This is a genomic window from Marinobacter alkalisoli (genome assembly GCF_045449855.1).
Taxonomy (GTDB): Bacteria; Pseudomonadota; Gammaproteobacteria; order Pseudomonadales; family Oleiphilaceae; genus Marinobacter.
This window is the reverse complement of sequence record NZ_JBJJLC010000025.1, coordinates 40,059-62,990: the sequence shown is the minus strand read 5'-3', so window position 1 is coordinate 62,990 and position 22,932 is coordinate 40,059. Positions and strand designations below refer to the sequence as shown.

Genomic DNA, 22,932 nt, shown 5'->3' with positions numbered 1-22,932 from the left:
AAAGAGCTGCCATCCGGAATTGATAATGGGTGTAGCGCCAATATTCCTGAAGGAGGCGACTATGGCTACCTCAGCCGGCAAACTGGTGGTGTTCTATGATGGCTCCTGCCCCGCCTGCATCAAGGACCGCCGGTGGTACGAAAAGCTGGCGGGAAAAACCGGGGCATCCGTTGAATGGCTGGACATTACCGGGCGTGACGATGAACTGCGCCGTGAAGGTATCGATCCTGACAAGGCCCTCAGGGAGCTGCACGTCAAGGACGACCAGGGCCGGGTACACCGGGAAATGGACGCCTATATCCTGCTGATGTCCCGCGTTTTCGCGCTGAAACCCCTGGCGTGGTTGATTGGCTTGCCCGTGATTCGGCCCACTCTGGCGTGGCTGTATCATCGATGGGTGGCCAAACGCCTCAGCACCAGCCAGTGAGCCGGACTCCGCAATGGCCTGCACGATTTTCAGGTCATCCCAACGAATACGTTGTTCGTTCATGCAAAGATGATTCTCGGTTTTGTGGAATTCCTGTGTTGATGTGAACAGATTAGGCTGTTCACACATGGATGCAGCAGGGAGTCCCGAGATGAAAGTCTTGATTGTTCTAGCCCACCCCGAGCGGTCGTCCTTCAACGGTGGCCTGGCCGACGTTGCGGTGACCAGGCTAAAAGAGGCCGGGCACGAGGTTGAGCTGGATGACCTGTACGGCGAGGGATTTGATCCGGTGGAGCGTGCCACTCACTATTCCCGGCGGGTGGATGACAGCTATTTTGCGCCGTTGACCGAGCAAAGGGCTCACTATGAGCGAGCCCTGCTCCCGGCGGATGTTCAGCGGGAAATACGCCGCCTGGAGTGGGCGGACCTGGTGATCTTCCAGTTCCCACTGTGGTGGCACGCCCAGCCGGCTATCCTGAAAGGCTGGTTCGACCGGGTCCTGGTCTATGGCGGTATGTACTCCGGCAGCCGGCGCTATGATCACGGTCATTTCCGGGGCAAGCGCGCAATCTGCTCGGTAACGGCGGGCTCTCCGGAGCAGGCGTTTCAGCCCTTCGGCAGGGCCGGCAACATGGTGGAATGGCTATGGCCGATGCACTCCTCACTCTATTACGTGGGGTATGAGGTGCTGGCTCCACAAGTCAGTTATGGCGTTCAGGGCGGCGGCATTCGCTATCAGGACGAGCAGGTATTCCGGGATCGCCTGGAGGCCATGAAGAACGCCTGGGCACGTCGGCTGCCTGACCTTGCGACAGAGTCTGTGATTCCCTTCACCGGCTGGGATGATTGGGACGAGGATGGCATGCTGCAACCGACGAATCCGCTACGCTGGCGGTTGTAGCATGGCGAGGTGAGGATCACTCGGGCGGGCCAGAGACTGTCAATTATTACTATTATCTGTGAGATGGTTTCAGTACGCTTGGCAACTTGGTCCACCCAGGAGGGAATCATGCCCAGTACCGACTCCAAACCCGTTTCCGCATCAGCCATTGAGAAGCATGTCTATAAAGTGTTTCCCAACGACATGAACTCCCACAACACAGTGTTCGGTGGAATGATCATGGCCAAGTGCGATCGCCTGGCATTGGTAGTGGCTGAGCGTCATTCGGCCCATGTCTGTGTGACGGCTGCGGTGGACTCCATTCACTTCCGGGCGCCTGCGAAAGGGAACGATACCCTGTTGTTCAGCCTGGCCCTGAACCGAAGCTGGGGGTCGTCCATGGAGATTGGTGCCAGGGTCGAGGCTGAAAACAGCTATACCGGGGACGTGCGGCATATTCTGTCTGCGTTTTTCACCTTCGTGGCGCTGGACGAAGAGGGCAAGCCGGTGGATGTGCCGCAGGTTATTCCTGAAACCGATGAACAGCAGCGTCGGTTCGACAATGCCGAAATCCGTCGTAAAGGACGCCTGCAAACCCGGGAGAAGCTTTCCAGTCGCTGACCGGAGTGAATGTCGGGCAAGGCTGGTTAATGGGGTTTTTTGGTGGATTCCACATCAATCACCCGACCGTTGCGCAGAGTGATCACCCGGCGGAATTGCGTGTTGCTCAGTTCGTACAGCCATTCCTCGACGGGCACGGGGTAGCTCTCCGCGGCCAGACCGGAGCCGGCACGATGGGGAGTCACGACCTGCCAGGTCACCTGTCTGGACAATGGGTCGCCACAGCGGGCCATCACTTCGAATTCGCTGATACCTTCCTGCAGGGCGCCGGTAGTGCAGGGACCCGCGTTATCCGGGTAAAAGCCATAACCCAGGCTGTCTTCCCGATGGAGCTTGCCGTTCCGGAAAACCAATCGACGAATGAAACTCTGAGGACCGCGGTTGTAGTACCAGTGTTCTTCGGTTTGTACCACGCCAAGTCCCGGTATGACGGCCTGGGGGTATTGCGCAACATAATCCGGCTGGCCGCAGCGTTCTTCCACCTCGATGGGCCAGTCCCCCTGGCTGACCAGCGCACTGCCACAGCGGAAAGAAGCCATCACGGGGTTGATGGCCAGCAGTAAGGTAAGGCTGGCGAGAACTTTAGTGACGCGCGTAACGTTCATGGAGGATACCCACTCGTTCAACGTAGGCCCGGGTTTCCGCGTACGGCGGGATGCCGCCATGGCGACCTACAGCTCCGGGGCCGGCATTGTAAGCTGCGGTGGCCAGTTTGGTATCACCGCCGAAACGTTTCAGCATCTGCGCCAGGTAATTGACTCCACCGCGGATATTTTCGGCCGCATTCATGGCATTGCTGACCGCCAGTTCCCGGGCGGTTGCCGGCATTAGTTGCATCAGCCCCTGGGCGCCCTTGGGGGAGACCGCGCCGGCGTTGAAGGCGGATTCGGCATGGATGACGGCGCGAACCAGTGCCGGATCAATCTGGAATTGCCGGGCAGCCGCCTGGATTTCGTCCCGGTAGGGCTCGCGGTAAAGTGGCGTGGTCTGCCAGTTCACCTTCGAATTCGGGTTGCAGGCATAGCAGTGGAAGCGAATGACATCAAAATCCGCCCCTGCCGGCCGGTTGCCGCTGTAGGCGACCACGCCATTTTTATCCTGATACCGATAGACCACCTCATTCTTACTGGAAGCGTGTCGTTGTTCACCGCCCTTAACATTAGTGTATTCCACCGTGCCGTCGGGGTGAACTATGCGTTTCACGCTGCCACCAACGACTGGTTGGGACAATAGCGCCAACAATAGGGTTACCAGTAATGGTGGGCAGAGAAGATTACTGCTTGTCATTGTGCACTCATGAGAAACCTGAACGGACAACTGTCTGATAACCGCCAGTATACGTCGTTGTGATACGTAAGAAACGTAACGATAAGTGTCGATATTCGCAAATGTGATGGTGTCTCCAGTCATTGTATTTGCACAGGCTTTGACCCTAGGCTTTTGATCCATTCACAAGCGTGGGGAAAATGATCATGGGCGTGGCGGGTAAAACGGTGGTGATCAGCGGTTCTAGCAGAAGATGGGCAGGGACAGCTAACCTTATCTGCAGGGGATCGACTGAGTTTCTTGCTGATTCAATGCACGGTACTCTCCCGGTTGAAGTTTTCCGTCGAGGGCTATGGCACCCATCCGCTCCCGATGCAGGGAGATCACCCGGTTACCCACGGCATGGAACATTCTTTTGACCTGATGATAGCGGCCTTCGTAAATGGTCAGTCGGGCGTTGGTGGCATCCATCTGTTCTATGTGTGCAGGTGACGTTGTCAGTTGTTCGTATTCAAACCAGATGCCCTCGGCAAAGCGTTCCTCGGTTTCCGGAGATATGGGGTGGGCAGTGGTCACCCGGTAAACCTTGGGAATCCTGATCCGGGGTTCAGTCAGTTCCCGGGACCAGGTACCGTCGTTGGTCAGTATCAGCAAGCCGGTGGTGGCCCGGTCCAGGCGCCCCGCGATATGCAGGCCGGCCCGCAGGTCCGGGGCAATCAGGTCCAGTACCGTGGGGTGGACGTCGTCCTCGGTGGCACTCAGGTACCCGGCGGGTTTGTTCAGCATCAGGTAGCGGGCCGGTGAGCCTTGCTGGATGATAGTGTCATCAACGGCGACGGTGGCGAACCGGTCCACATCCAGAGAGGCGTCGGTACATACTTCGGCATTCACCGTGGCGCGACCGGCGGCAATCAATGCATTGGCCTGCTTGCGGCTGACGCCGTTCTGGTTGCTGAGGATTCGCGAAAGTTTCATGGCGTGAATGATAACGGGTTGGCCCGGGGCAGGACAGGGTCATGAATTCGTGACTGTGATGGTGGTAAAGCCCATTGTCTGTATCTGTATTGATTGGCTGCTAACTTTTAAAGTGGCTGTATTCTGGAATCTTTTGCCTGGTTGAATCGTCATGCGCTCAGTTTTCTTTACCTTTCTGGTGCCCGCGCTGTTTGTTTGGTTGTGGAGTACCGGATTCATCGGGGCCAAGTACGGGCTGCCGTATGCGGAGCCGTTCACGCTGCTGTTGATCCGCATGCTGTTCACCCTGGTGCTGTTGGCGGGGCTGGCCTGGCTGATGAAGACCCGCTGGCCGGGATGGCGGGCTGCGGGTCATCTGGCGGTTACCGGGCTGCTGGTCCACGGCTGTTATCTGGGTGGTGTGTATTACGCCATTCAGGGTGGTATGCCGTCGGGCATTGTGTCCCTGATTGTCGGGCTGCAGCCGCTGGTTACGGCGGCCGCAGCAGTGATTGTTCTGAAAGAAGGCGTTTCGGGGCGGCAATGGCTGGGGCTGGCCTTCGGGCTCGTGGGCGTCACGCTGGTGTTGCTGGAGAAGTTTGTCGGTGGTGAAGGCACAGCCTCGGATTTCCCGTTATGGACGCTGGTCTGGGCGGGGTTCTCCCTGGCGGGGATATCCCTGGGAACGGTGTACCAGAAACGCAACGGCACTCAGGCGGACCTGGTGGCGGGCACGCTTATCCAGTACAGCGCTGCGGCGGTGTTTTTTGCCATCGGGGCTTTCACACTGGAAACCCGGGAAGTGGAATGGGCGCTTCAGCTGCAGCTATCCATGGCCTGGCTGGTATTTGGTGTATCCATCGGCGCCATCCTGTTGCTGATGTGGCTGATCCGTCAGGGGGCGGCCTCGCAGGTGGCCAGCCTGTTTTACCTGGTGCCGCCGGTGACGGCGCTGGAGGCCTACTGGCTGTTTGACGAGCGGCTGGGCCTGCTGGCTATGGTGGGTGGCGCCATCTCCATCACCGGGGTGGCTCTGGTGGTTACCCAGCGATCGGGAGCATTGTCCCGGCGATAAGGCCCGGTTATCCAAACCGTAACCTGGAATTGCGGCGCACACAGGCGCTCTGGGTTATCTTTTGATAGGGCTTCATACGGAAAACCGTTGGGGTGCAGCAATCTCGGGCAGGGAATAATCGAATGACCTATTGGCTGGTGGCGAATCCCAGGGCCGGCGATGGCCAGCGGGGTCGTGATTTCTGGTTGGCGCAACTGGCGGACGCCGGTATTCACGATCCGACCTGTTGTGACTTTGAGCATGACGACTGGACCAGGCAGGTGCAGCCCGGGGATGTGGTGATGGTAGCCGGCGGGGATGGTTCGGTGAATATGGGCGCCCGGATATGCCTGGAGCATGACGCCACACTGGCGGTGCTGCCTTCCGGCACCGCCAACGATTTTGCCCGCAATCTGGACTTGCCAGAGGCGCCGGATGCTCTGTGTGCCCTCATCCGCAAAGGTGAAAGCCAGCGTGTTGATGTCGCGGAATTCGATGAGCAGCTGTTTCTGAATGTGGCGCATATCGGCCTGGGTACGGTTCCGGTTTGCCAGTCTGACGACTCCCGGAAGAAACTGTGGGGCCGTTTCAGCTATGGCGTGGAGCTGTTGCGAAAGCTGAGCGACAAACGCGGGTTTCATGCAGAAATTCGATGCGACAACGGATATGTCCGTGGCCGCTGGTTGTCTGTTGCGATAGCCAATGGTGCTTTTTTTGGAGGTGGCAATGAGGTGCCGGAAGCCTCAGCCAACAGCGGGCGCCTGGATGTGATCGCGGTGAAACCCCGCCCGCTGCTTCAACTGCTGCTGAGCTTTGTTCTGCTGCAATTGAACCGGCAGTCCCCCCGACGCACCCGCACGGTGGTCCACCTCAAGGGACAGCGTTGCCGTGTGACTACCCGTAAACCCAAGACGGTTACCGCGGATGGGGATGTTGCCGGGAAAACACCACTGGATGTGGTGTGCCGGGCGCAATGCTTGTCAGTGATTGGCGCTACCGTGGTGGCTGCCGCGCCGTCATCCTAGAATCAGCGGTGCCACCAGTCCCGTCAGTACGGCTAGAAGGATGACCAGGAAAACCAGTTGCATCCACGGAAAGCGGGGCTGCGGTTCCGTATTCAGCTCTTGTTCCAGATACTCCCGCAACAGGCGTGTATTGCGGGTGTTTGCCTTGTAGACGATATCAAAGGCATCCCCCACCACAGGCACCATGCCACCGAAAGTTTCAATCAACATATTCTTGACCATATGCGCCTTGACACGTTTGCTGGCGCCGGCCCGCTGCGCTTCCACCAGAACATACAGCGACAGCACCAGGCCGATGAGGTCACCCACTACGGGCAGCAGGCCGATAATGGGATCGAGGCCGAGACGGATCCGGGTAAACGGAATCCGGATGGCGGTGTCGGTGATCCGGGAAAACTTGTCGAGGCGGACAAGCGTTGCCTGTTGTCTGGCTTTCAGGTCGGAATGGCCGGTGGTGGTTTCCCGGTTGGGCATGTCAGGTTAATCCTCGAAAATTCTTGAGTGTGGAGTGAGATAGAATGTTAGCCTTCTGCAAAGATGGATGCGAGGACTGCGGAAAATGACAGCGATCACGGTTACGGTTTTGGGTGCAACAGGTCTCACCGGCGGCAAGGTGGTGGACGGGTTGCTGGCGAGGGATGAGGTGGCCTCTGTGGTGATGCCCGTGCGGCGGGCAGCCGACAGGCAGCATCCGAAACTGATGCAGTGGGAGGTGGATTTTGACCGGCTGGATGACCACGCGGATCTGTTTAAGACCGACGTTATTGTCTGTTGTCTCGGCACCACTATCCGCAAAGCCGGTTCCCAGCAGACGTTTCGTAAGGTGGATTACGGTTATCCCCTGAAGGCAGCGGAACTCGGGCGCTCCCAGGGTGCACGGGCGTTTGTGCTGATGTCCGCAATTGCGTCTTCGTCATCCTCGACGGTGTTCTACAACCGCGTAAAAGGGGAACTGGAAGACAGTGTCAGCAGTCTTGGCTATCCCTTCCTGTCGATCTATCGTCCCAGCCTGTTGCTCGGGGACCGCAAGGAACACCGTACCGCCGAGGCCCTGGGCATGAAGGCCATGCCCCTGATCAACCGGGCACTGTTCGGGCCGCTGGAAAAATACCGTGGTATTGAGGCTGATACCGTTGCCCGAGCTATGGTGAACGAGGTCTGTGGGCTGTCATTGACCTCGGATGGCGAGGACGCGGTCCGGATTCATGAGTATCCGGACATCGTGGCCCTGGCTGAATAAAACCCGCCCCGAACCCTTCTCCTTTCAGGCCGGCTTATTCGCCGGCCAGTATCCAGGCGGCTGCTTTCTCCGCGATCATCAGTGTTGGTGAGTTGGTGTTGCCACTGGTGATGGTAGGCATGACACCGGCATCCACTACCCGCAAACCGTCGACCCCGCGAACCCGCAGATGGGAATCCACCACCGCCATGTCGTCATCGGCCCGGCCCATGCGGGTTGTGCCCACGGGATGGAAGATGGTGGTGCCGATGTCTCCGGCCAGGCGTGCCAGTTCGTCGTCGGTCTGGTATTGCATGCCGGGTTTGTATTCTTCCGGCTGGTACTTGGCAAAGGCCGGTTGTTCGGCGATGCGGCGGGTGACCCGCAACGAATCGGCGGCTACCTTGTGGTCTTCCGGCGTGCTCAGGTAGTTGGGGGCGATGGCCGGCGCTTCACGGGGATCGCGGCTGCGGATGCGCACCGTGCCCCGGCTCGTGGGGTTCAGGTTGCACACGCTGGCGGTGATGGCCGGGAAATCGTGCAGGGGTTGGCCGAAGGCTTCCAGGCTCAGCGGTTGTACGTGGTACTGGATGTTGGCGTAATCGTAGGCATCGGAGCTGCGGGTGAAGGCGCACAGCTGGGACGGCGCCATGCTCATGGGGCCTGAGCGTTTGAACAGGTACTCAAGACCGATTTTCACCTTGCCAATCAGGGAGCCGGCCATGGTGTTGAGGGTGTTGGCGCCGTGGACTTTGTAGACCGAGCGAATCTGCAGGTGGTCCTGGAGGTTTTCACCAACACCGGGCAGGTCTGCAACCACCGGGATATCGTACTGGTTGAGCAGGTCGGCCGGGCCAATGCCGGAGAGTTGTAACAGTTGCGGTGAGCCAATGGAGCCGGCGGAAAGGATGACTTCTGTCGACGCCACCGCGACGGTTTCACCCTTTCCAGGCCGGGCAATACGAACACCGGAGCAGCGGGGCTGGCCTCCCGCGCCGGTTTCCATTGTCAGCCCAAGCACCTGGGTTGAGTGCCATACCGTGAGGTTTGGTCGTTTGGCGGCACTTCGGAGAAAGGCCTTGGAGGTGTTCCAGCGCCAGCCGGCGCGCTGGTTTACCTCGAAATAATCGACGCCCTCATTGTCGCCACGATTGAAATCCTGGGTGCGGGGAATGCCGGCCTGCACGGCGGCCTCGGCGAAATCCTCCAGCACCTGCCATTTCAGTCGCTGATGTTCCACCCGCCACTCACCGCCATGGCCGTGGAACCGGGTGTGGTGATCGTCGGCATCTCCGCCGGTATCGAGCCGGTAATGGTCTTCGTGGCGCATGAAGTCCGGCAGGCAGTTGTCCCAGCTCCAGGAGTCGTCTCCGGTCAGGTCCGCCCAGTGATTGTAGTCGCGGCGCTGGCCACGGATATAGAGCATGCCGTTGATGCTGGAGCAGCCTCCCAGAGTCTTGCCCCGCGGATAGATCAGCGAGCGACCGTTAAGGCCGGGTGATGGCTCGGTTCTGAAGCGCCAGTCGGTGCGGGGGTTATCAATGCAGTAGAGATAACCCACGGGGATATGAATCCAGTGGTAGTTGTCCCGCCCGCCGGCTTCAATCAGCAGTACCCGGTGCTCCGGGTTGGCGCTGAGGCGATTGGCAAGCAGGCAACCGGCGGTGCCGGCACCCACGATGATGTAGTCGAAGTGTTCTGGAGCAGGTCTTGTGCTGTCATTCATGCCGTATAACCAGAGTATTTTTGTTGTAATGGTCACTGATTTTGTAGCGTATATCGCGGCCAATTACACCCTGGCTTAGACTAATTCCTCAGGCCTTTTTGTCGGAATGACCGAGATCCCGTTGTGGACTGATTTCATCCCGGACCAGTTGCTTGAGCTGCTTGATCTCCGGGAAGCCTCCCTGTTGCTCCCGCGACCAGATTTGCTTACCGTTTACCCAGATCTCGAAAATGCCACCGGAACCGGGGTGCAGTGTCAGCTCATCCAGTTCGCCTTCAAAGGTAGTCAGCAGTTCCTGGGCCATCCAGGCCGACCGCATCAACCAGTGGCAGCCGGTGCAGTAGTGAATATCAACGCGATTGGTCATGACTCTCCACAATGTTTTTCGAGATTTAGTTTGCTTTTGCACAGATACGTTTTGTCACAGACTTTTCTGTTCTGAACGGTAATCATAGGCATCGGCCAACAGACTCCAATAACATTATCAGAATCGTCGATAAGGACACGAGCATGTCTACCCTGATGACCACGTTCATCGCAAGGATACTGAAAGGCGCCGTACCTGGCTTTGTTGTGCTGAGTGCCATCATCCTGAGTACGGGCACAAGTGCTTCCGAGCGCCTGTACATCTTTACGGAAAACTATCCGCCATACAACCAGGCGATATCCGGCAAAGGCTACGCCCACAGTGAAGACGAGATTACCGGTATTTGCGCTGAAATGGTGAAGGCCATGCTCGCCCGGGTGGATTATGAGTACGTAATGAAAATGCGGGACTGGAGCTATGCCTACAATTGGATCCAGGGACGTGAAAATCACGGGTTGTTCTGTACCGCACGAACCGATAAGCGTGAAGACCAGTTCCAATGGGTAGGGCCGTTGGCACCGATCAAGTGGACGCTGTTTGCTGCGCCGGGATCGGATATCACGCTGGATTCCCTGGAGGATGCCAGAAACTATCGCATTGCCGGCTACAAGGGCGATGTGATGTCTAATTATCTGATCAGCCAGGGATTTGAGGTGATCATGAGTGTCTCCGGGAATGTTAACCCCCGCCGGTTAGAGCTGGGAGAGGCCGATCTGTGGGTGACCGATGGACTTGTCGGTCCGTTGGTTGCGGAAGAGGAGCACGGTATCGATGGCCTGAAACCCGTCCTGGTGTTCCGTGAAACGCCCATGTACCTGGCGATGAGTAACGAAACGTCACCCGCGATAGTGGCAGCCCTGCAGGCGGCTCTTGACCAGGTGCGTGAGGCGGGTGAACTCGATCACCTGATTCGTCAGTACCAGCCGCAAGTGGAGTGATGCTGGCGAGGCCGGGGGGAGCCGGGGCTTCCTGCTTTATGCAGAAATGTTTTGTAGATTCGGCGATCCTCGTATAGAACTAGTAGGGTAGCTCCAACATCATACGAGGATCATCCATGGCTTTTTCCCCTGATCATCTTGCTGAACTGAATTTGCTCACGCAGTTCGGTTCTTCCTCAACCCAGGAAGGCATCAAGGTACACCAGCACTCCGCGCCGGAGGCCATCGTGAAAGCGGCCGAACGGTTGCACCAGAAGGGGCTGATCACCCAGCAGGATGGTGGTTACCTGACCAATCTCGGCAGTGAGGCGGTGGAGTTGACCCAGAAGCTCCAGTCTATTCTGTCCAGCCAATGATTTCGGATCGATAGGGGGCTGGAGTCAATACCAGAACCCGATGTCCGGTTCCGGCGCCCTGCGATCGATGCTCACCCCCTTTCCTTCGAGGATGCGCAGCAGTATCTGGGTGTCCTCTACGTTGAGAAAACCGCCCAGGGGAATGTCCTGTCCTCTATAGCAGAGAAACAGCTTGGGGGGTGTAAACGGATGTCGTGGCATGTCGGCGCGAATGCGGGCATAGCGGCGGGGCATTGTCCACTCTGCCTCCTTGGTGCGCCGGCCCCTTTCCAGAGTCAGATTGCCGGGAGAGATGGACAGAACTTCCCGCAGCTGACAGGATCTGGCGGTGTAGTAGATGCCCGCCGCCAGGGCGACCAGTTCAATGCCGGCAAAGGGCATCACCACCCAGGCGCCCGCCAGCGCCATGCCTGTGGCGATAATCAGCGACAGGGTGAAGAGGAGTGCCCACACCCGGACATTACCACGCCAACTCAGTGACTGGTTGGGTGTCAGTAGCAACCTGACGCCTTCTTCGGATTCAAGGTGTTCTACCATCGTCCTTACCCCGCAACCGTTACAGGCTTCTATACGCCATAATGGCTGGTATCGATGGTTACCGTTGCCTGACGGAGCCGTAATTCAAATGGGACGAGAACCACGACATACTATCTACCCTTAGCATAGTTGCGTGTACATCGGAGTTTCCATTTGGCGAACAAAACTTTCCCGCGGCGCATTGTCCGGTTCCTCGTCCGGGGATCCGCCGGATTGCTGGTGCTGTTGGTGGCTGTCCTGTTGCTGTTCAGGTTTATCAATCCACCCACCACCGCCTTCATGCTGGCCTATGGCGTCAGCCATCCCGACAACAAGGTGCATCAGCAGTGGATCGACTACGACAGCATGTCCAGGTGGATGCCCCTGGCGGTCGTCGCGAGTGAGGATCAGCGTTTTCCCGACCATTGGGGGGTGGATTTCGCCGCGATCCGCAAGGCCCTGGCGGAATACCGGGCGGGTGACGGCTTGCGGGGCGCCAGCACCATTACCCAGCAAACGGCCAAGAACCTGTTTCTCTGGAATGGCCGGAGCTTTATCCGCAAGGCCCTTGAGGCGGGACTGGCGCTGGGGCTCGAGACCCTTTGGCCAAAACAGCGGATTCTGGAGGTCTATCTCAACGTGGCTGAATTCGGCCCGGGAATATACGGCGTCGAGGCCGCCAGCCGGGCGTACTTCGGTATCAGCGCCCGCTATCTTTCACCATCTCAGGCAGCAAGGCTTGCCGCAGTGCTGCCCAATCCGAAAGTGCTGAGCGCGGGCAATCCCTCCGCGTATGTGTGGGAACGTACTGGCTGGGTGGAGAGGCAGATGTACCAGCTGTCGGGGCCGGGGTATCTGCGGGAAATGTAATCCGGTAACAGGCAGGTAGGCGGCGCAGGAGCAGGTGTAACGAAATCGATACACTCTTTTGGCGGGAATATGGCAATCTGACCGTCCGGATGAGCTGTGCTCAAGAACGGGGATACACCGATGCCTTCCCCCGGACCGGCTCTGCCAGAGTGTTGCTATTGTTACCTTGCCAAAGGATTCGCGCCCGTTATGTCCAGACAAACCGCCCATTCCCAGAAATTGCTGCTGTTCAGCCTGACAGGACAAAAGCCTTTCGCCATCGGGACACTGAAAATCCGCGAAATACTGCCGTTTGCCCGGCTGACCAGGTTGCCGCACAGCCATTCCGCGGTACTTGGCACCATGTCATTTCGTGGCGCCGCAGTACCGGTGATTGATATGGCGGCGGCCGTGGGTGGGCGGCCATTGAGTGCTGAGGAGCAGAAGGCCAGCTCCATTATTGTGACGGATATCCAGCGTCAGGAAATCGGTTTTGTGGTGCGCAGCGTCAACAAGATTATTGAGGCTGACTGGAAACAGGTTCAGTCACCACCGGCCGCCCTGGGTGACCAGGCGTTTGTGACTGGTCTGCTGGATCTGGAAGGTGAACTGATCCAGTTACTGGATGTCGAGCTACTGCTTTCCAAGGTTTACCCTTCCGCGGTCAATACCGATGCCGCAGCCCTGACGGATGTGGAGAGTGAAACCCTGCGCGCGCAGCGAATCCTGTTGGTGGACGATTCCCAGGTGGCCCGCAAACAGCTTTCCGATGTACTGGACAGCAAGGGCATTTCCTATGAGGTGACCAGCAACGGCCAGAGCGCCCTGGACATCATGCTGCAGGCGGCTGATGTCGATCAGCCCGTGGATATCCTGGTGAGTGATATTGAAATGCCGGGGCTGGACGGCTATGAGCTGGCGTTCAATATTCGGGATAACACGTCGCTCAAGCAGCCTTACATTATTCTGCACACCTCCCTGAACAGCGAAATGAGCCTGAGTTATGCCAATCAGGTCGGCGCCAATGAGGCGTTGACCAAGTTTGATGCGAATGAGTTGATGCAGGCAATGCTGCGTGGTTCTGAACACTAATCCGAACTGGCCTGTTCCGGCGACAGGGTTGGGGACGTTGCAGTCAGTTCTGAAATCAGGCGCGGGTTGCGCTCGTAGACATCGTTGCGAAACTGCAGGGTGCCGTCCCTGTCGACCCAGGTGGTCCAGTACTCCAGGTACACGGGCACTGGCTGTTTGAGATAGACGGTGGTCTGTTGTCGGGAACTGACCAGTTTGTCGACATGCTCCCGGGTCCAGCCGTTCTGCCCCTCCAGCAGCAGGCTGGCAAGCCGGAACGGATCTTCGACGCGAATGCAGCCCGAACTGAAGGCGCGTTCGTTGCGGGTAAAGAGTGCTCGGGCAGGGGTATCGTGCAGGTATATGTCGAACTCGTTCGGGAACATGAACTTGACCTGTCCGAGCGCGTTGCGGGGCCCCGACTCCTGTACAAGCTGGAACGGGAAATGGTTCTTTGAAAGCAGCCACCAGTCGATGGTTTCAGGGTCAACCCATTCCCGGTCCGCGCCCCAGCCGCGGTAGACGGTGAAGTCCATTGTTCGCAGGTAGTCCGGGTTCCGCCGTATGATGGGCAACTGGTCTTCGATCATGATCGTGCGGGGAACCGTCCAGGTCGGGTTGAACACCAGATAGCGGATCTGATCGCGGAAGACCGGTGTTTGCCGGTATGGACGCCCGACGATCACCCGGGTGTTCAGGACCTCCTTGCCGTCTTTCACCATGCGTAGCTCGAATCCGGCAATATTTACGATAACATGGGTTTCCTCAAGCTCATCGGGTAACCATCGCCAGCGTTCCAGATTGGCATCAAGCTGGGCCAGCTTCTGTTGCGGGGTGATGTTAAAGGCCGCAAGGGTCTGTGGGCCGATCAATCCGTCTGTATCCAGCCCATGGCGGGCCTGGAAGCTCATCACCGCTGACATTAGCCTGTCATCGTAGTGGCGCTCAATGACCTGATCTTCCAGTGATTCGGTGGGCATGAGGTCCCCCAGGGCAATCAGGCGCTGACGGATGAACGGCAGCCGGTCGTCGGTCATGCCAGGCCGGATGGTTGCGCCTCCGGCAACCGGTTTCCAGGGAACGGTGAGCAGGGATTGCAGGAATGTCCGTGCTTCCAGCAGTTGCTGGTAGCCACGCTGGGAAGGAGCCAGGTGGCGGAGCAGGGTATCGATGGTTTGATTTTCCAGGGCCCGGGCAACCACCTCGTCCAGGCGGCGACCGTGACGGTTTGCCGTCCACTCCGCCTCCAGCGACTCCCGGTTCACCTTGCCATCCAGCAGGTGAGAGGCGAGCAACAGCAGGCTGTCAGTCAGCAGCAGGTCCAGATCCGCCCTGGACTCGGGATCCAGGTCGTCAGGAGGTTGTGCTGCAAAGCTGGCCAGCAGGTTGTAATGATAGTCGGCGGGTGTCAGGCCGTGGCGCTCGGACTCTCTGATGGTCCTCAGTAAGGCTTCCCGATCCTCGTCCCGGGTCCATGCCAGGGCATAGCCCCTGTGGCCGTAGAATGCCGACAGGGTATCCATTGCCAGTAGCGGCTCTCCCAGCGCACTGACCGGAAATCCCTGGTGAATGGCTTGCGCACGCTCGCGGATGGCATCGTTTGCCAGACTGCTCAGGGGCCACAGACACAGCACCAGCAAGAGTATCCCTCGTACAACCGTCAATCCTGAGGACATCCTTTCCCTCCAGAGCGGGCAAAAATTGAACAGTCCTGCTGTTAATCCTAGACTTAAAATGGGCGGTTAAAAAGGAGGTGTGCCCAATGAACAAGACAGTGAACGGACATTACGAGGATATTGATCAGGCGAGGAACACCGAAGAGGATTTACTGGCAACGGGGTTGCCCAGGGAGTCGATCTATCTGGACAAGGAAAACCAGGTGATCAAAGTGATGATTCCCTCGGAGGAAGAGCGGGAAATCCAGGAGATTTTTGATCGACACCGTGTCACATACTGAAGTGGGATCAGAGCCCCGACAGAAGACCAGTCGGGGCGCTTTTGGTCAGGTCAACCGGTGCGGCCGAAGACGCGTTCGAAAAAGCCAACCTCCCTGGTGTCCGGAATGGGCAGGTTGTCCAGCTCGGACATCGCGCGACGCCAGAACTGTTCGGGCTCATCCAGTGTGGCCACTTTGCCGCGTTCCTCGGCGCTGAAGGAGTTGTGCTCGCCGCCGACGCCCTGTGCCATCAGTTCCTGGGTCCACAGATAGATGGCAGCCCGAACGGCTTTCAGGACCCCTGAGTAGGTATCACGGCTAACGTTGATGGCCAGTTCAGCACTCAGGTTGATCCGGGATTGCAGGTTCGCCATGTCATCCGGCGGTAACAGGACCCGGTTGCCGTTGCCTTTTTTGCAGTTCAGGCAGATTTTCTCCAGGGCCTTGATGCCATCCATCAGGTCCAGATGGCCGTAGTCCAGTTTCTGTTTGTCATCCACCGGTGCGGGAATCCAGCCATACTGGGGGGAGCGGGCAACGATGTGGCCGGGCAGGTCCCGTCGGTACGGAGGTGCCTGTGTGCTGTCACTGTAGCCCTCAAATTCGGTGCGCAGCCAGTTCGCCATTTTGCGGTGCCTGAGCATCATTGCCAGGGTGATGGCGGATGGCATGATTGCTTCCAGGAGCTCGTTGGCATCCCGTGTTCGTTCCTCCAGGTGGTTCACCGGTTCGGACATTCCCGATCTCCTGTCTCACAAGCGGCAGTAAGGCAACTGCCTTGTTGTTTTTGTTGGTGGCCTGCGACATCTATCGAAGGCTATGGTTGAAAAAGTAGTCAGGCGAATGCTCGACGTCCATTGTTAAACGTAGGTGTTTTGTTACCTAAAGTAAGGTGGCCGCGACCCATGGAGCGAAATCAGGGGGAGATGATGAAAAAGCCCGAATTTAATACGCTCAGGCTATCGATGGTTGAACGCCAGATTGAGGGGCGGGGGATTGCCTCGCTCCTGCTGCTGGCCGCCATGCGCCGTGTACGGCGGGAGCGATTCGTGCCTGATGACATGCAGCACCTGGCCTATGAGGACGGTCCCCTGGCCATTGGTGAAGGACAGACAATATCCCAGCCGTACGTAGTGGCATTGATGATCGAGGCGCTGGCATTACAGGGTGGGGAAAAAGTACTGGATATCGGCACCGGATCCGGCTATTGCGCAGCGGTGCTTGCCTGCATCGCCGGGGAGGTATTCGGCATTGAGCGCTTGCCGGTGCTGGCGGAGCGTGCCCGGGAGGTGTTGCGCAACGAGGCGTTTGGCAATGTTCACGTGCGCTGTGGCGATGGCACGCTGGGGTGGCCGGAGGCGGCCCCCTTTGATGGCATCGTTGTTGCCGCCGGTGGGCCATCCATTCCGCCTGCCCTGACCGATCAGTTGGCTGTGGGTGGCCGGCTGGTTATGCCCGTGGGTGGAGAGCACACCAGCCAGGACCTGGTTCGTCTTACCAGGATGTCGGCAACCGGATACGAGCGGGAGAGCCTGGGCGGTGTGCGATTTGTTCCGCTTCTGGGTGCCGCGGGCTGGCCGGAGGAGCCGGGCTGACAACCGTCAGCCCGCGTTGGTACTCTCAAAGATCTTGTCCGCTGAAGCTGCCACAAACCCGGGGTAGAGTTTGCCGCTGGCATCGGGGTAGCGCAGGGCAAATTCATAGAAACAGCTGGGAATGGTTGCCGTGCCGTCGGAAAACCCTACCGGAACCCGGTCCGCCATGGTGGAGGACTGCTCCAGCAGCTCCTGCGGTGAGCCCTTGATCTCCCCGCCGGAATCGTTGACCCGGTAGCCGTTGTCTTTGAGCAACTGGTTGATCTCCGCCACCGTCTGGTACTGGTTAAGCTGGTTGATGCTTACGGTGAAATGATTGGCCCGGAACCCCCAGGCGGCCAACCAGGCTGCATATTCGCTTTCCTGCAGCAGGGTTTCATAGGTGGCATGCTCAATGCTCCAGTGCCGCCCGGAATAGAGAAAATTGTCCGCCTGTACATCCTCAGGGTTGATTTGCGCCACCAGCTCGCTGGCGATGGTCTGCAATTCCGGGGAGCACTGTTCGGTCAGAAGTTCCGATATGAAAACTTTGGGGGCGACAGGGTCCGGGTGCTCATAGTGTTGGGCGTAGAGTTTCTTGGCTTCGAAATGGTACTCGCCGCCCTGGTGGTATCCGAGCGACGTGAAATGCTCAGCCAGTGCCTCAAGACCCACGGGGGCAAGGTTGAACGTGCGCAGGGCGATGTGGTCATTCACGATGCGCTGACCTTCCGCAGCCCCGAGAATCCGGTGAATTTCCTTGGCTGAGGGCGTTACCTCGCGGTAGTTGTCCCACAGGTGCTGAAACAGTTTATTGCGATCAGTGTGCATATTTGACCTCCGGTGTCCGGGAGTGGAATTCGGTTCTTGCTGCGGCCTGCGCCAGTGGCAGGAAGCGGGTCATGCCGCCGTCCACCAGGCCCAGCGCTCGCGCCAGGGATTCCGGCACGGTGAGCAGGTTGTGATGGGGGAGCCAGGTCGCTGCTTCAGTGACCGTGGCGCGGAAATCCGCCAATTCCATATTGGTAATCAGCATAGCCTGGTTGCGGTTGCCAGGCTGATGTCGGGTAATCGCGGTCATGCTGTCGTCCACCACCTGAACCTGACACTGGTTGGAGAGTTTGATGCTGATGATGTCGTACAGTTCCGCCTCCACCGTGGGGCCCGCATCAAACAGATCGACAAATCCGGTATGGCGGAACCCCTCGGCTTCCAGCATCTTCAGTGCCGGTCGCGTCTGTTCGTGAACCTGTCCGATGACCCGCTGCGCTTCCGGTGGAATGTCAGTTACGGGAAGCGGACCAGCCGGCAGTATGGTATCCATGAATTCAGGGGTGCCGGTCCCGGCCAGCCGGGTGACGGTGGCAAAATCCAGGTCGCCGGCGCGGGTTTTCAGCCAGTTCCAGAAGGGGGACTGGCCACCGGCATCGGAGACACCCCGCATCTCGGCGATGATGGTGGAGGAAAACCGCTGGGGATTCTGAGCCATGAACAGGAAGCGCACCTTTGACAGCAGCTTGCCGGCGTTCGCCTGCCGGTATCTGGGGCGCAGGTACAGACTGCAGATTTCGCTGCAGCCCGTATAGTGGGTGCAGCGGATAAGATTCCCGGTTTCCCGCCTGAAGTGGCAAAGTGGTCGCTCATGCCCGGCGGAGGCCTCGATACCGGTGGTGCCCATGATATCACCGGTGTTTTCGTCCTCCAGAACAAACAGGTAGTGCTCGTTGCCCGGCCGCTGGATGTCGCGTCCGAAACTGTCGATGGCGTGTCGAATCTTGCTTTCCAGATAGGTCCGGTCGTCAACCAGTGAGGTGAATCCGGGGCCGGATTCCCGTGCAATCTCCTGCAGCGCTGGCAGATCCCTGTACTGTATTGGGCGGATAATCATCGGCAGTCCCCGCAGTCGGATGGTGGTTCTGTTGTCATGTTTTCTTGCGGGTCAGTATGTAAGGGGTGAGCGGTAATTTGTAGTGGCGAAATGATCGAAATAATGAAAAGATGAGTCAAAATGACAAGGTAAATTGACAATATGCTAAGTAAGCAAGATCAGAAGCTGCTGATGCTGTTGCGCCAGAACGCGCGAATGAGTATTTCGGATCTGGCGCGCGCGCTCCACTTGTCGCGATCCACCGTACAGAATCGGCTTGGCCGGCTGGAGAGTAACGGGGTGATCAAGGGATACTCGGTGCAACTGGGGGATGCCTATGCCGCCAATCAGGTTGAGGCCCACGTGTCCATCAAGGTCTATCAGAAGCTCACAGCCCGAACCAATGCCTCTCTGGATAGCATCAGCCAGGTGTCGCAGCTGTTCTCGGTCAGCGGAGAGTATGACCTGATAGCCATTGTTCAGGCCCAGTCCCTGGAGGAGTTGAGTGCAGTGCTGGATGAGATTGGTAATCTGGAAGGGGTGGAGCGGACCAATTCGGCGGTGGTGCTGGAAACCAGGTTCCGGCGCTAGCGGCGAGTGCCCGTCCCTGGGCATTTCGTCCGGCTTTATTCTGGCAGGGTGCTCTGGTTCAGCAGGGCCGGCTTCTTCAGGGCCTTGCCAAACAGATCCTTTTCTTCGGCAATGGCCAATGCCGCCTTTTCCGCCAGGTTTTCATCCAGACCTTCGACCCGGGCTTGCAGGAACTGGGTGATCTCCTCGGCGAGCTCCAGTACCTTGTCTCTGGCATCGGCTTCCGCCTTGGATGAGAACAACAGGGTATCCGGGTGTTTCAACGCCATCTCCAGTCCATCCCTTTCCGAGTAATACAGTGCTTGTACCGCCATGAATCTCTCCATTGGGTCCCCACACCGCAGGATCGGGTGTGGGGTGGTTGCTACGCTTCATGGCGTGAGTGTACAACACGGAGACTGTATGTGTATACAGTGTTCTGGTTGAGGGCGCAGGCAGGGAGTCACACCGGGGTAACGGTGAATCCCTGGGCCGGGAAGTAGACATGAACCGTACCGGTACGGGGGTGCTCGCGTTGCAGGATGAGGGTTTCCGCATCGCCGAATACCAGTGTGCCCCTGACGGGCTCGCGTCCGTAGTCATCCGGTGCCACTTCGATGGTCTGTCCGGTCTGAGGGTGGTGTGACTGGTTATCCAGCTCTCGGGGCGCGGCGTTTCTGGCGATGTCCAGCGCCTGATCCTCTGTAATCTCAGCCGGTTTGCCGTGGCCGAAGCCCTTCATGCGCTCCATCCAGGTTTGAACCCGGGGATAGTCCCTGAGCCAGGGTTTCCCCGCCAGGTCGCACACAAACCAGAGCCCGTGATACGCGGAGAAGTCGGCAATGCAGGGGGACTCGCCAAACAGGAAGTCCTGTTCCAGCATGGATTCCATGGTTGCCATGTGGGCAAGCACACGGGCCTTTGCCTGCGGCCCCCTGAGAGCCTTGACCCTGGATTTGCGCCCCATGTTGATGCGGTCCTTGAGGAACCGGAACGCATTCAGCAGGGAGGTGTCTTTGATCAGCTTTTTCAGCATGCGCCCATCACTGGCTGCGATGACACAGGCCAGGAAGGTTTCAAGGTCGGTCTCCCGGACGAACGCCTGAACCTCAGCGGGCTGTTGTTCCAGAATCAGTTCTTTGCGGCCGCTCAGGCGGGCGATTTCAGCCGCCACGCTGCGACTGTCACAGAACACATCGGCGCCGTTCTGGGCGACGGGAATTTTGCGGTAACCACCGGCAATCGCCTCAAGGGCAGGCCGGGGAGGCATTTCCTTTACGGTGACTGATTGCCAGCCCAGACCGGCATAGCCAAGCATGACGCGGATTTTCTCCGAAAATGGAGACATGGCGTAATGGTAGAGAACGAGTTCTTGCATCAAGTTGTTAATAACCCCGCGGACGCGCAGTAAATGAAAGCAGCAGAGCCAATCAGGATAAGCCCCCAGGCCGGGAAAATCAGAGACGAGCGACTTGTTGTTTTCATGGGCATCTCCTGCAGTGACCCGTGGTATACGCACAGCCCTTCAATGTAGACCATTATGACGGGGTGTCACGAATGAATTGAGGGAAGTGGAACAAAGTAGGAATCAGTCAGTTACGGAGGCGCGTCCGGCTATTGAGGAAAGCTGAAATACCGGTAGTATGCAGGAGAAACAGAATAATAACTGGTGCTTATACAATAACAACAAGGAGCCATTCATGGCTGTAGACATAGAGAAACAGACATCACTCCATTGCCTGTACCACTGGGCAAGACACACGCCCGATAACGTTTACCTCACACAGCCGTTTCCCGATGGGCGAGTGGAAGACATTACCTGGCAGGAAGCCGCGGACCAGGTGTCTCGCATGGCTGCGCACCTGGACAGTCTGGAGCTGCCCGAGCGCAGTAATATCGCGATCCTGGGCAAGAACAGCGCCCACTGGATCCTGTCCGACCTGGCTATCTGGGCGGCCGGGCATGTTTCGGTGCCCCTTTACCCGACGCTGAATGGTGATACCGCCGCCTACGTTCTGGAGCACAGCGAGGCAAAACTGCTGTTCCTTGGCAAACTCGATGGCACCGCCGATGGCTGGAACGATATCAAGGGGCATATTCCCGAGGCGTTGCCCATCATCTCCCTGCCATTGTCGCCGCGGGATGACACGCCAAAGTGGCTTGAGATTATTGCCGAGTGTGAGCCGGCGGAGCCGATTCTGCCCAACCCCGACGACCTTGCCACCATCGTCTATACCTCAGGCAGCACCGGGCGCCCGAAAGGTGTCATGCACAGTTTCCGCACCATGATTTCGGTGGCTGACGGCCTGCAGCAGCTATTTCCTGTGAATTCGGACGAACGCATGCTGTCCTACCTGCCGCTGGCACATGTCGCGGAGCGGGCCGCAGTGGAAACCCAGTCGCTGTATTACGGTTTCCACCTGTATTTCGCCAACTCACTGGATACCTTCCAGGAAGACCTGCAGCGGGCGCGTCCGACGTTGTTCTTCTCCGTGCCGCGTTTGTGGATGAAGTTCTACCTGGGCGTCAACGCCAAGCTGCCACCGAAAAAGCAGAAACTGTTGTTCAATATTCCGATTCTCAACGGCATCGTGAAAAAGAAGGTCCTCAAACAGCTGGGTCTGGATCACTGCCGTGCCGCACTGACCGGGGCGGCCCCTCTGTCAGCGGAAATCATTGCCTGGTACCGCAGTCTGGGTCTGGAGTTGCTGGAGGTCTACGGCATGTCGGAGAACTTCGGGTATTCCCATGCCAACCGGCCCGGGCAGGCGAAAGTGGGCACCGTTGGTATGGCCAACCCGGGTGTGGAGCATCGTCTTGGTGAAGGCGGTGAAGTCGAGGTCAAGAGCCCCGGGCAGATGCTGGGTTATTACAAGAACGAGGAGAAAACCCGGGAAGACATCACCGATGACGGTTTCCTGAAAACCGGTGACATGGGGGAAATTGATAGCGACGGTTGCCTCCGCATTACCGGGCGGGTGAAAGATCTGTTCAAGACTTCAAAGGGCAAATACGTGGTGCCCGTGCCGATCGAGAACCGTTTCAATCACCCGAAGGCCGAAGTGGTGTGTGTCGCTGGTGCCAACCAGCCGCAACCTTGCCTGATGGTACTGCTGTCGGACGAGGCGAGAGAGGAGCTGGAAACCGGTGGTAGCCGCGCCGAGCTGGAACAGGAGCTCGCGCAGGAGCTGGATGCGGTGAATGCGCAATGCGAGGGCCACGAAAAGCTGGCGTTTGTGGTGGTGGTGAAAGAGCCGTGGACCATGGAAAATGGCATGCTCACACCCACCATGAAGATCAAACGCAACGTGATTGAGAACTACTACACCCGGAAAATGGATGAGTGGTTCGGCCAGAAGGCCAAGGTGGTCTGGGAATTCTGAGCCCATAACGCAAAACACCGGTGGCCCGCGTTTGCGTTGCCATCGGTGTTTTTGAATTCCTTTTTCTACATCCCTGTTTACTTCACTTCGAACTCACAGGTCATCACCGGCCCGTGTTAGTGACCGCCCTGAACTATCTGCGGCAAGTCCGGAGTTGCAGTCTGAGCTTTCCTGCCCATAATGCGCATCTTCCTGCTAATCAACTGAACCGCCTGCTTTGCTGCAGCACGGGTATATTGGCGCCTGACCTCAGCACTGTTGTGGAGGATACTGGACGGCAGGGGTTGAACGGTTGCGATATGCTTTTGAGTCATAGCGCCTTCCTCCTTTTGC

The 22,932-nt window shown here is 58.1% G+C and carries 27 protein-coding genes; 14 read left to right on the top strand and 13 right to left on the bottom strand.

Going from position 1 to position 22,932, the window contains the following annotated elements; all coding sequences use genetic code 11:
- The first annotated feature begins 61 nt into the window (after positions 1–61).
- From ACJO5Y_RS10370 to ACJO5Y_RS10360, 3 genes are all read left to right on the top strand, one after another.
- Positions 62–427, top strand: a complete 366-nt coding sequence (locus ACJO5Y_RS10370; RefSeq protein ID WP_406986999.1) for a thiol-disulfide oxidoreductase DCC family protein — start codon at positions 62–64, stop codon at positions 425–427.
- Positions 428–578: 151 nt separating this feature from the next.
- The gene (locus ACJO5Y_RS10365; protein WP_406986998.1) at positions 579–1,328 is read left to right on the top strand and encodes an NAD(P)H-dependent oxidoreductase; all 750 of its coding nucleotides are present in this window, start codon (positions 579–581) and stop codon (positions 1,326–1,328) included.
- A gap of 108 nt (positions 1,329–1,436) precedes the next feature.
- Positions 1,437–1,928: an acyl-CoA thioesterase gene (locus tag ACJO5Y_RS10360; RefSeq protein WP_406986997.1), complete on the top strand. Its 492-nt coding sequence runs from the start codon at positions 1,437–1,439 to the stop codon at positions 1,926–1,928.
- Positions 1,929–1,954: 26 nt separating this feature from the next.
- Here the strand turns inward: ACJO5Y_RS10360 and ACJO5Y_RS10355 are convergent, their stop codons facing one another.
- The 3 genes from ACJO5Y_RS10355 to ACJO5Y_RS10345 form a co-directional block, all read right to left on the bottom strand.
- Positions 1,955–2,533: a DUF2845 domain-containing protein gene (locus ACJO5Y_RS10355; RefSeq protein WP_406986996.1), complete on the bottom strand. Its 579-nt coding sequence runs from the start codon at positions 2,531–2,533 to the stop codon at positions 1,955–1,957.
- On the bottom strand, positions 2,511–3,215 hold the full coding sequence (locus tag ACJO5Y_RS10350) for a lytic transglycosylase domain-containing protein (protein ID WP_406986995.1): 705 nt from the start codon (positions 3,213–3,215) through the stop codon (positions 2,511–2,513). Before ACJO5Y_RS10350 ends, ACJO5Y_RS10355 begins: the two co-directional genes overlap by 23 nt.
- A gap of 252 nt (positions 3,216–3,467) precedes the next feature.
- The gene (locus ACJO5Y_RS10345) at positions 3,468–4,169 is read right to left on the bottom strand and encodes a pseudouridine synthase (protein WP_406986993.1); all 702 of its coding nucleotides are present in this window, start codon (positions 4,167–4,169) and stop codon (positions 3,468–3,470) included.
- A 151-nt stretch (positions 4,170–4,320) separates the two neighbouring features.
- Here ACJO5Y_RS10345 and ACJO5Y_RS10340 point away from each other — a divergent pair, with 151 nt between their 5' ends.
- Together ACJO5Y_RS10340 and ACJO5Y_RS10335 are read left to right on the top strand one after the other, a co-directional pair.
- The gene (locus ACJO5Y_RS10340) at positions 4,321–5,223 is read left to right on the top strand and encodes a DMT family transporter (RefSeq protein ID WP_406986992.1); all 903 of its coding nucleotides are present in this window, start codon (positions 4,321–4,323) and stop codon (positions 5,221–5,223) included.
- A 122-nt stretch (positions 5,224–5,345) separates the two neighbouring features.
- Positions 5,346–6,227, top strand: a complete 882-nt coding sequence (locus tag ACJO5Y_RS10335; RefSeq protein ID WP_406986990.1) for a diacylglycerol/lipid kinase family protein — start codon at positions 5,346–5,348, stop codon at positions 6,225–6,227.
- Here ACJO5Y_RS10335 and ACJO5Y_RS10330 read toward each other — a convergent pair.
- Entirely contained in the window at positions 6,219–6,701 is a 483-nt protein-coding gene (locus tag ACJO5Y_RS10330) for a DUF4112 domain-containing protein (RefSeq protein WP_406986989.1), read from the bottom strand. The two genes, ACJO5Y_RS10335 and ACJO5Y_RS10330, sit on opposite strands and share 9 nt — an antisense overlap.
- Positions 6,702–6,786: 85 nt before the next feature.
- On the opposite strand from ACJO5Y_RS10330, the gene ACJO5Y_RS10325 reads away from it, so the two are divergent.
- On the top strand, positions 6,787–7,467 hold the full coding sequence (locus ACJO5Y_RS10325; RefSeq protein WP_406986988.1) for an NAD-dependent epimerase/dehydratase family protein: 681 nt from the start codon (positions 6,787–6,789) through the stop codon (positions 7,465–7,467).
- A gap of 34 nt (positions 7,468–7,501) precedes the next feature.
- Here ACJO5Y_RS10325 and ACJO5Y_RS10320 read toward each other — a convergent pair whose 3' ends face one another.
- Both ACJO5Y_RS10320 and ACJO5Y_RS10315 read right to left on the bottom strand, forming a co-directional pair.
- A complete protein-coding gene (locus tag ACJO5Y_RS10320; RefSeq protein WP_406986987.1) occupies positions 7,502–9,172 on the bottom strand; it encodes a GMC family oxidoreductase in 1,671 nt (556 codons plus the stop codon).
- Positions 9,173–9,260: 88 nt separating this feature from the next.
- Entirely contained in the window at positions 9,261–9,539 is a 279-nt protein-coding gene (locus tag ACJO5Y_RS10315) for an Rdx family protein (RefSeq protein WP_406986985.1), read from the bottom strand.
- 143 nt (positions 9,540–9,682) lie between these two features.
- On the opposite strand from ACJO5Y_RS10315, the gene ACJO5Y_RS10310 reads away from it, so the two are divergent.
- Complete coding sequence (locus ACJO5Y_RS10310) at positions 9,683–10,477, top strand: substrate-binding periplasmic protein (protein ID WP_406986984.1); 795 nt, start codon at positions 9,683–9,685, stop codon at positions 10,475–10,477.
- Between the two features lie 116 nt (positions 10,478–10,593).
- Positions 10,594–10,833: a TIGR02647 family protein gene (locus tag ACJO5Y_RS10305; protein WP_406986983.1), complete on the top strand. Its 240-nt coding sequence runs from the start codon at positions 10,594–10,596 to the stop codon at positions 10,831–10,833.
- A 24-nt stretch (positions 10,834–10,857) separates the two neighbouring features.
- Here the strand turns inward: ACJO5Y_RS10305 and ACJO5Y_RS10300 are convergent, their stop codons facing one another.
- Positions 10,858–11,370 (bottom strand): DUF2244 domain-containing protein, encoded by a 513-nt coding sequence (locus ACJO5Y_RS10300; RefSeq protein ID WP_406986982.1) that lies wholly within the window; start codon positions 11,368–11,370, stop codon positions 10,858–10,860.
- A gap of 153 nt (positions 11,371–11,523) precedes the next feature.
- On the opposite strand from ACJO5Y_RS10300, the gene mtgA reads away from it, so the two are divergent.
- A complete protein-coding gene (mtgA, locus tag ACJO5Y_RS10295; protein WP_406986981.1) occupies positions 11,524–12,219 on the top strand; it encodes a monofunctional biosynthetic peptidoglycan transglycosylase in 696 nt (231 codons plus the stop codon).
- A gap of 189 nt (positions 12,220–12,408) precedes the next feature.
- Positions 12,409–13,290, top strand: coding sequence for a chemotaxis protein (locus ACJO5Y_RS10290; protein WP_406986979.1), 882 nt, complete (start codon positions 12,409–12,411; stop codon positions 13,288–13,290).
- Here the strand turns inward: ACJO5Y_RS10290 and ACJO5Y_RS10285 are convergent.
- Complete coding sequence (locus ACJO5Y_RS10285; protein WP_406986978.1) at positions 13,287–14,933, bottom strand: L,D-transpeptidase family protein; 1,647 nt, start codon at positions 14,931–14,933, stop codon at positions 13,287–13,289. The genes ACJO5Y_RS10290 and ACJO5Y_RS10285 overlap by 4 nt on opposite strands.
- A 98-nt stretch (positions 14,934–15,031) precedes the next feature.
- On the opposite strand from ACJO5Y_RS10285, the gene ACJO5Y_RS10280 reads away from it, so the two are divergent.
- Positions 15,032–15,226, top strand: a complete 195-nt coding sequence (locus tag ACJO5Y_RS10280) for a hypothetical protein (RefSeq protein ID WP_406986976.1) — start codon at positions 15,032–15,034, stop codon at positions 15,224–15,226.
- A 50-nt stretch (positions 15,227–15,276) separates the two neighbouring features.
- Here ACJO5Y_RS10280 and ACJO5Y_RS10275 read toward each other — a convergent pair whose 3' ends face one another.
- Complete coding sequence (locus ACJO5Y_RS10275; protein WP_406986975.1) at positions 15,277–15,942, bottom strand: AbiTii domain-containing protein; 666 nt, start codon at positions 15,940–15,942, stop codon at positions 15,277–15,279.
- 168 nt (positions 15,943–16,110) lie between these two features.
- Between ACJO5Y_RS10275 and ACJO5Y_RS10270 the strand changes: the two genes are divergently transcribed.
- On the top strand, positions 16,111–16,800 hold the full coding sequence (locus ACJO5Y_RS10270; protein ID WP_406986973.1) for a protein-L-isoaspartate(D-aspartate) O-methyltransferase: 690 nt from the start codon (positions 16,111–16,113) through the stop codon (positions 16,798–16,800).
- Positions 16,801–16,806: 6 nt separating this feature from the next.
- Here the strand turns inward: ACJO5Y_RS10270 and ACJO5Y_RS10265 are convergent, their stop codons facing one another.
- Positions 16,807–17,610, bottom strand: a complete 804-nt coding sequence (locus tag ACJO5Y_RS10265; RefSeq protein WP_406986972.1) for a DUF1338 domain-containing protein — start codon at positions 17,608–17,610, stop codon at positions 16,807–16,809.
- Entirely contained in the window at positions 17,600–18,667 is a 1,068-nt protein-coding gene (gene astA, locus ACJO5Y_RS10260) for an arginine N-succinyltransferase (RefSeq protein ID WP_406986970.1), read from the bottom strand. Before astA ends, ACJO5Y_RS10265 begins: the two co-directional genes overlap by 11 nt.
- Positions 18,668–18,808: 141 nt before the next feature.
- On the opposite strand from astA, the gene ACJO5Y_RS10255 reads away from it, so the two are divergent.
- On the top strand, positions 18,809–19,237 hold the full coding sequence (locus tag ACJO5Y_RS10255; protein ID WP_406986969.1) for an Lrp/AsnC family transcriptional regulator: 429 nt from the start codon (positions 18,809–18,811) through the stop codon (positions 19,235–19,237).
- A gap of 35 nt (positions 19,238–19,272) precedes the next feature.
- Here the strand turns inward: ACJO5Y_RS10255 and ACJO5Y_RS10250 are convergent, their stop codons facing one another.
- Together ACJO5Y_RS10250 and ACJO5Y_RS10245 are read right to left on the bottom strand one after the other, a co-directional pair.
- Positions 19,273–19,551 carry a YebG family protein gene (locus ACJO5Y_RS10250; RefSeq protein ID WP_406986968.1) on the bottom strand — a complete coding sequence of 93 codons (279 nt, stop codon included), beginning with the start codon at positions 19,549–19,551 and terminating at the stop codon, positions 19,273–19,275.
- 128 nt (positions 19,552–19,679) lie between these two features.
- Positions 19,680–20,594 (bottom strand): glutathione S-transferase family protein, encoded by a 915-nt coding sequence (locus ACJO5Y_RS10245; protein WP_406986966.1) that lies wholly within the window; start codon positions 20,592–20,594, stop codon positions 19,680–19,682.
- A 322-nt stretch (positions 20,595–20,916) separates the two neighbouring features.
- On the opposite strand from ACJO5Y_RS10245, the gene ACJO5Y_RS10240 reads away from it, so the two are divergent.
- Positions 20,917–22,599 carry an AMP-binding protein gene (locus ACJO5Y_RS10240; RefSeq protein ID WP_406986965.1) on the top strand — a complete coding sequence of 561 codons (1,683 nt, stop codon included), beginning with the start codon at positions 20,917–20,919 and terminating at the stop codon, positions 22,597–22,599.
- Positions 22,600–22,932: the final 333 nt, after the last annotated feature.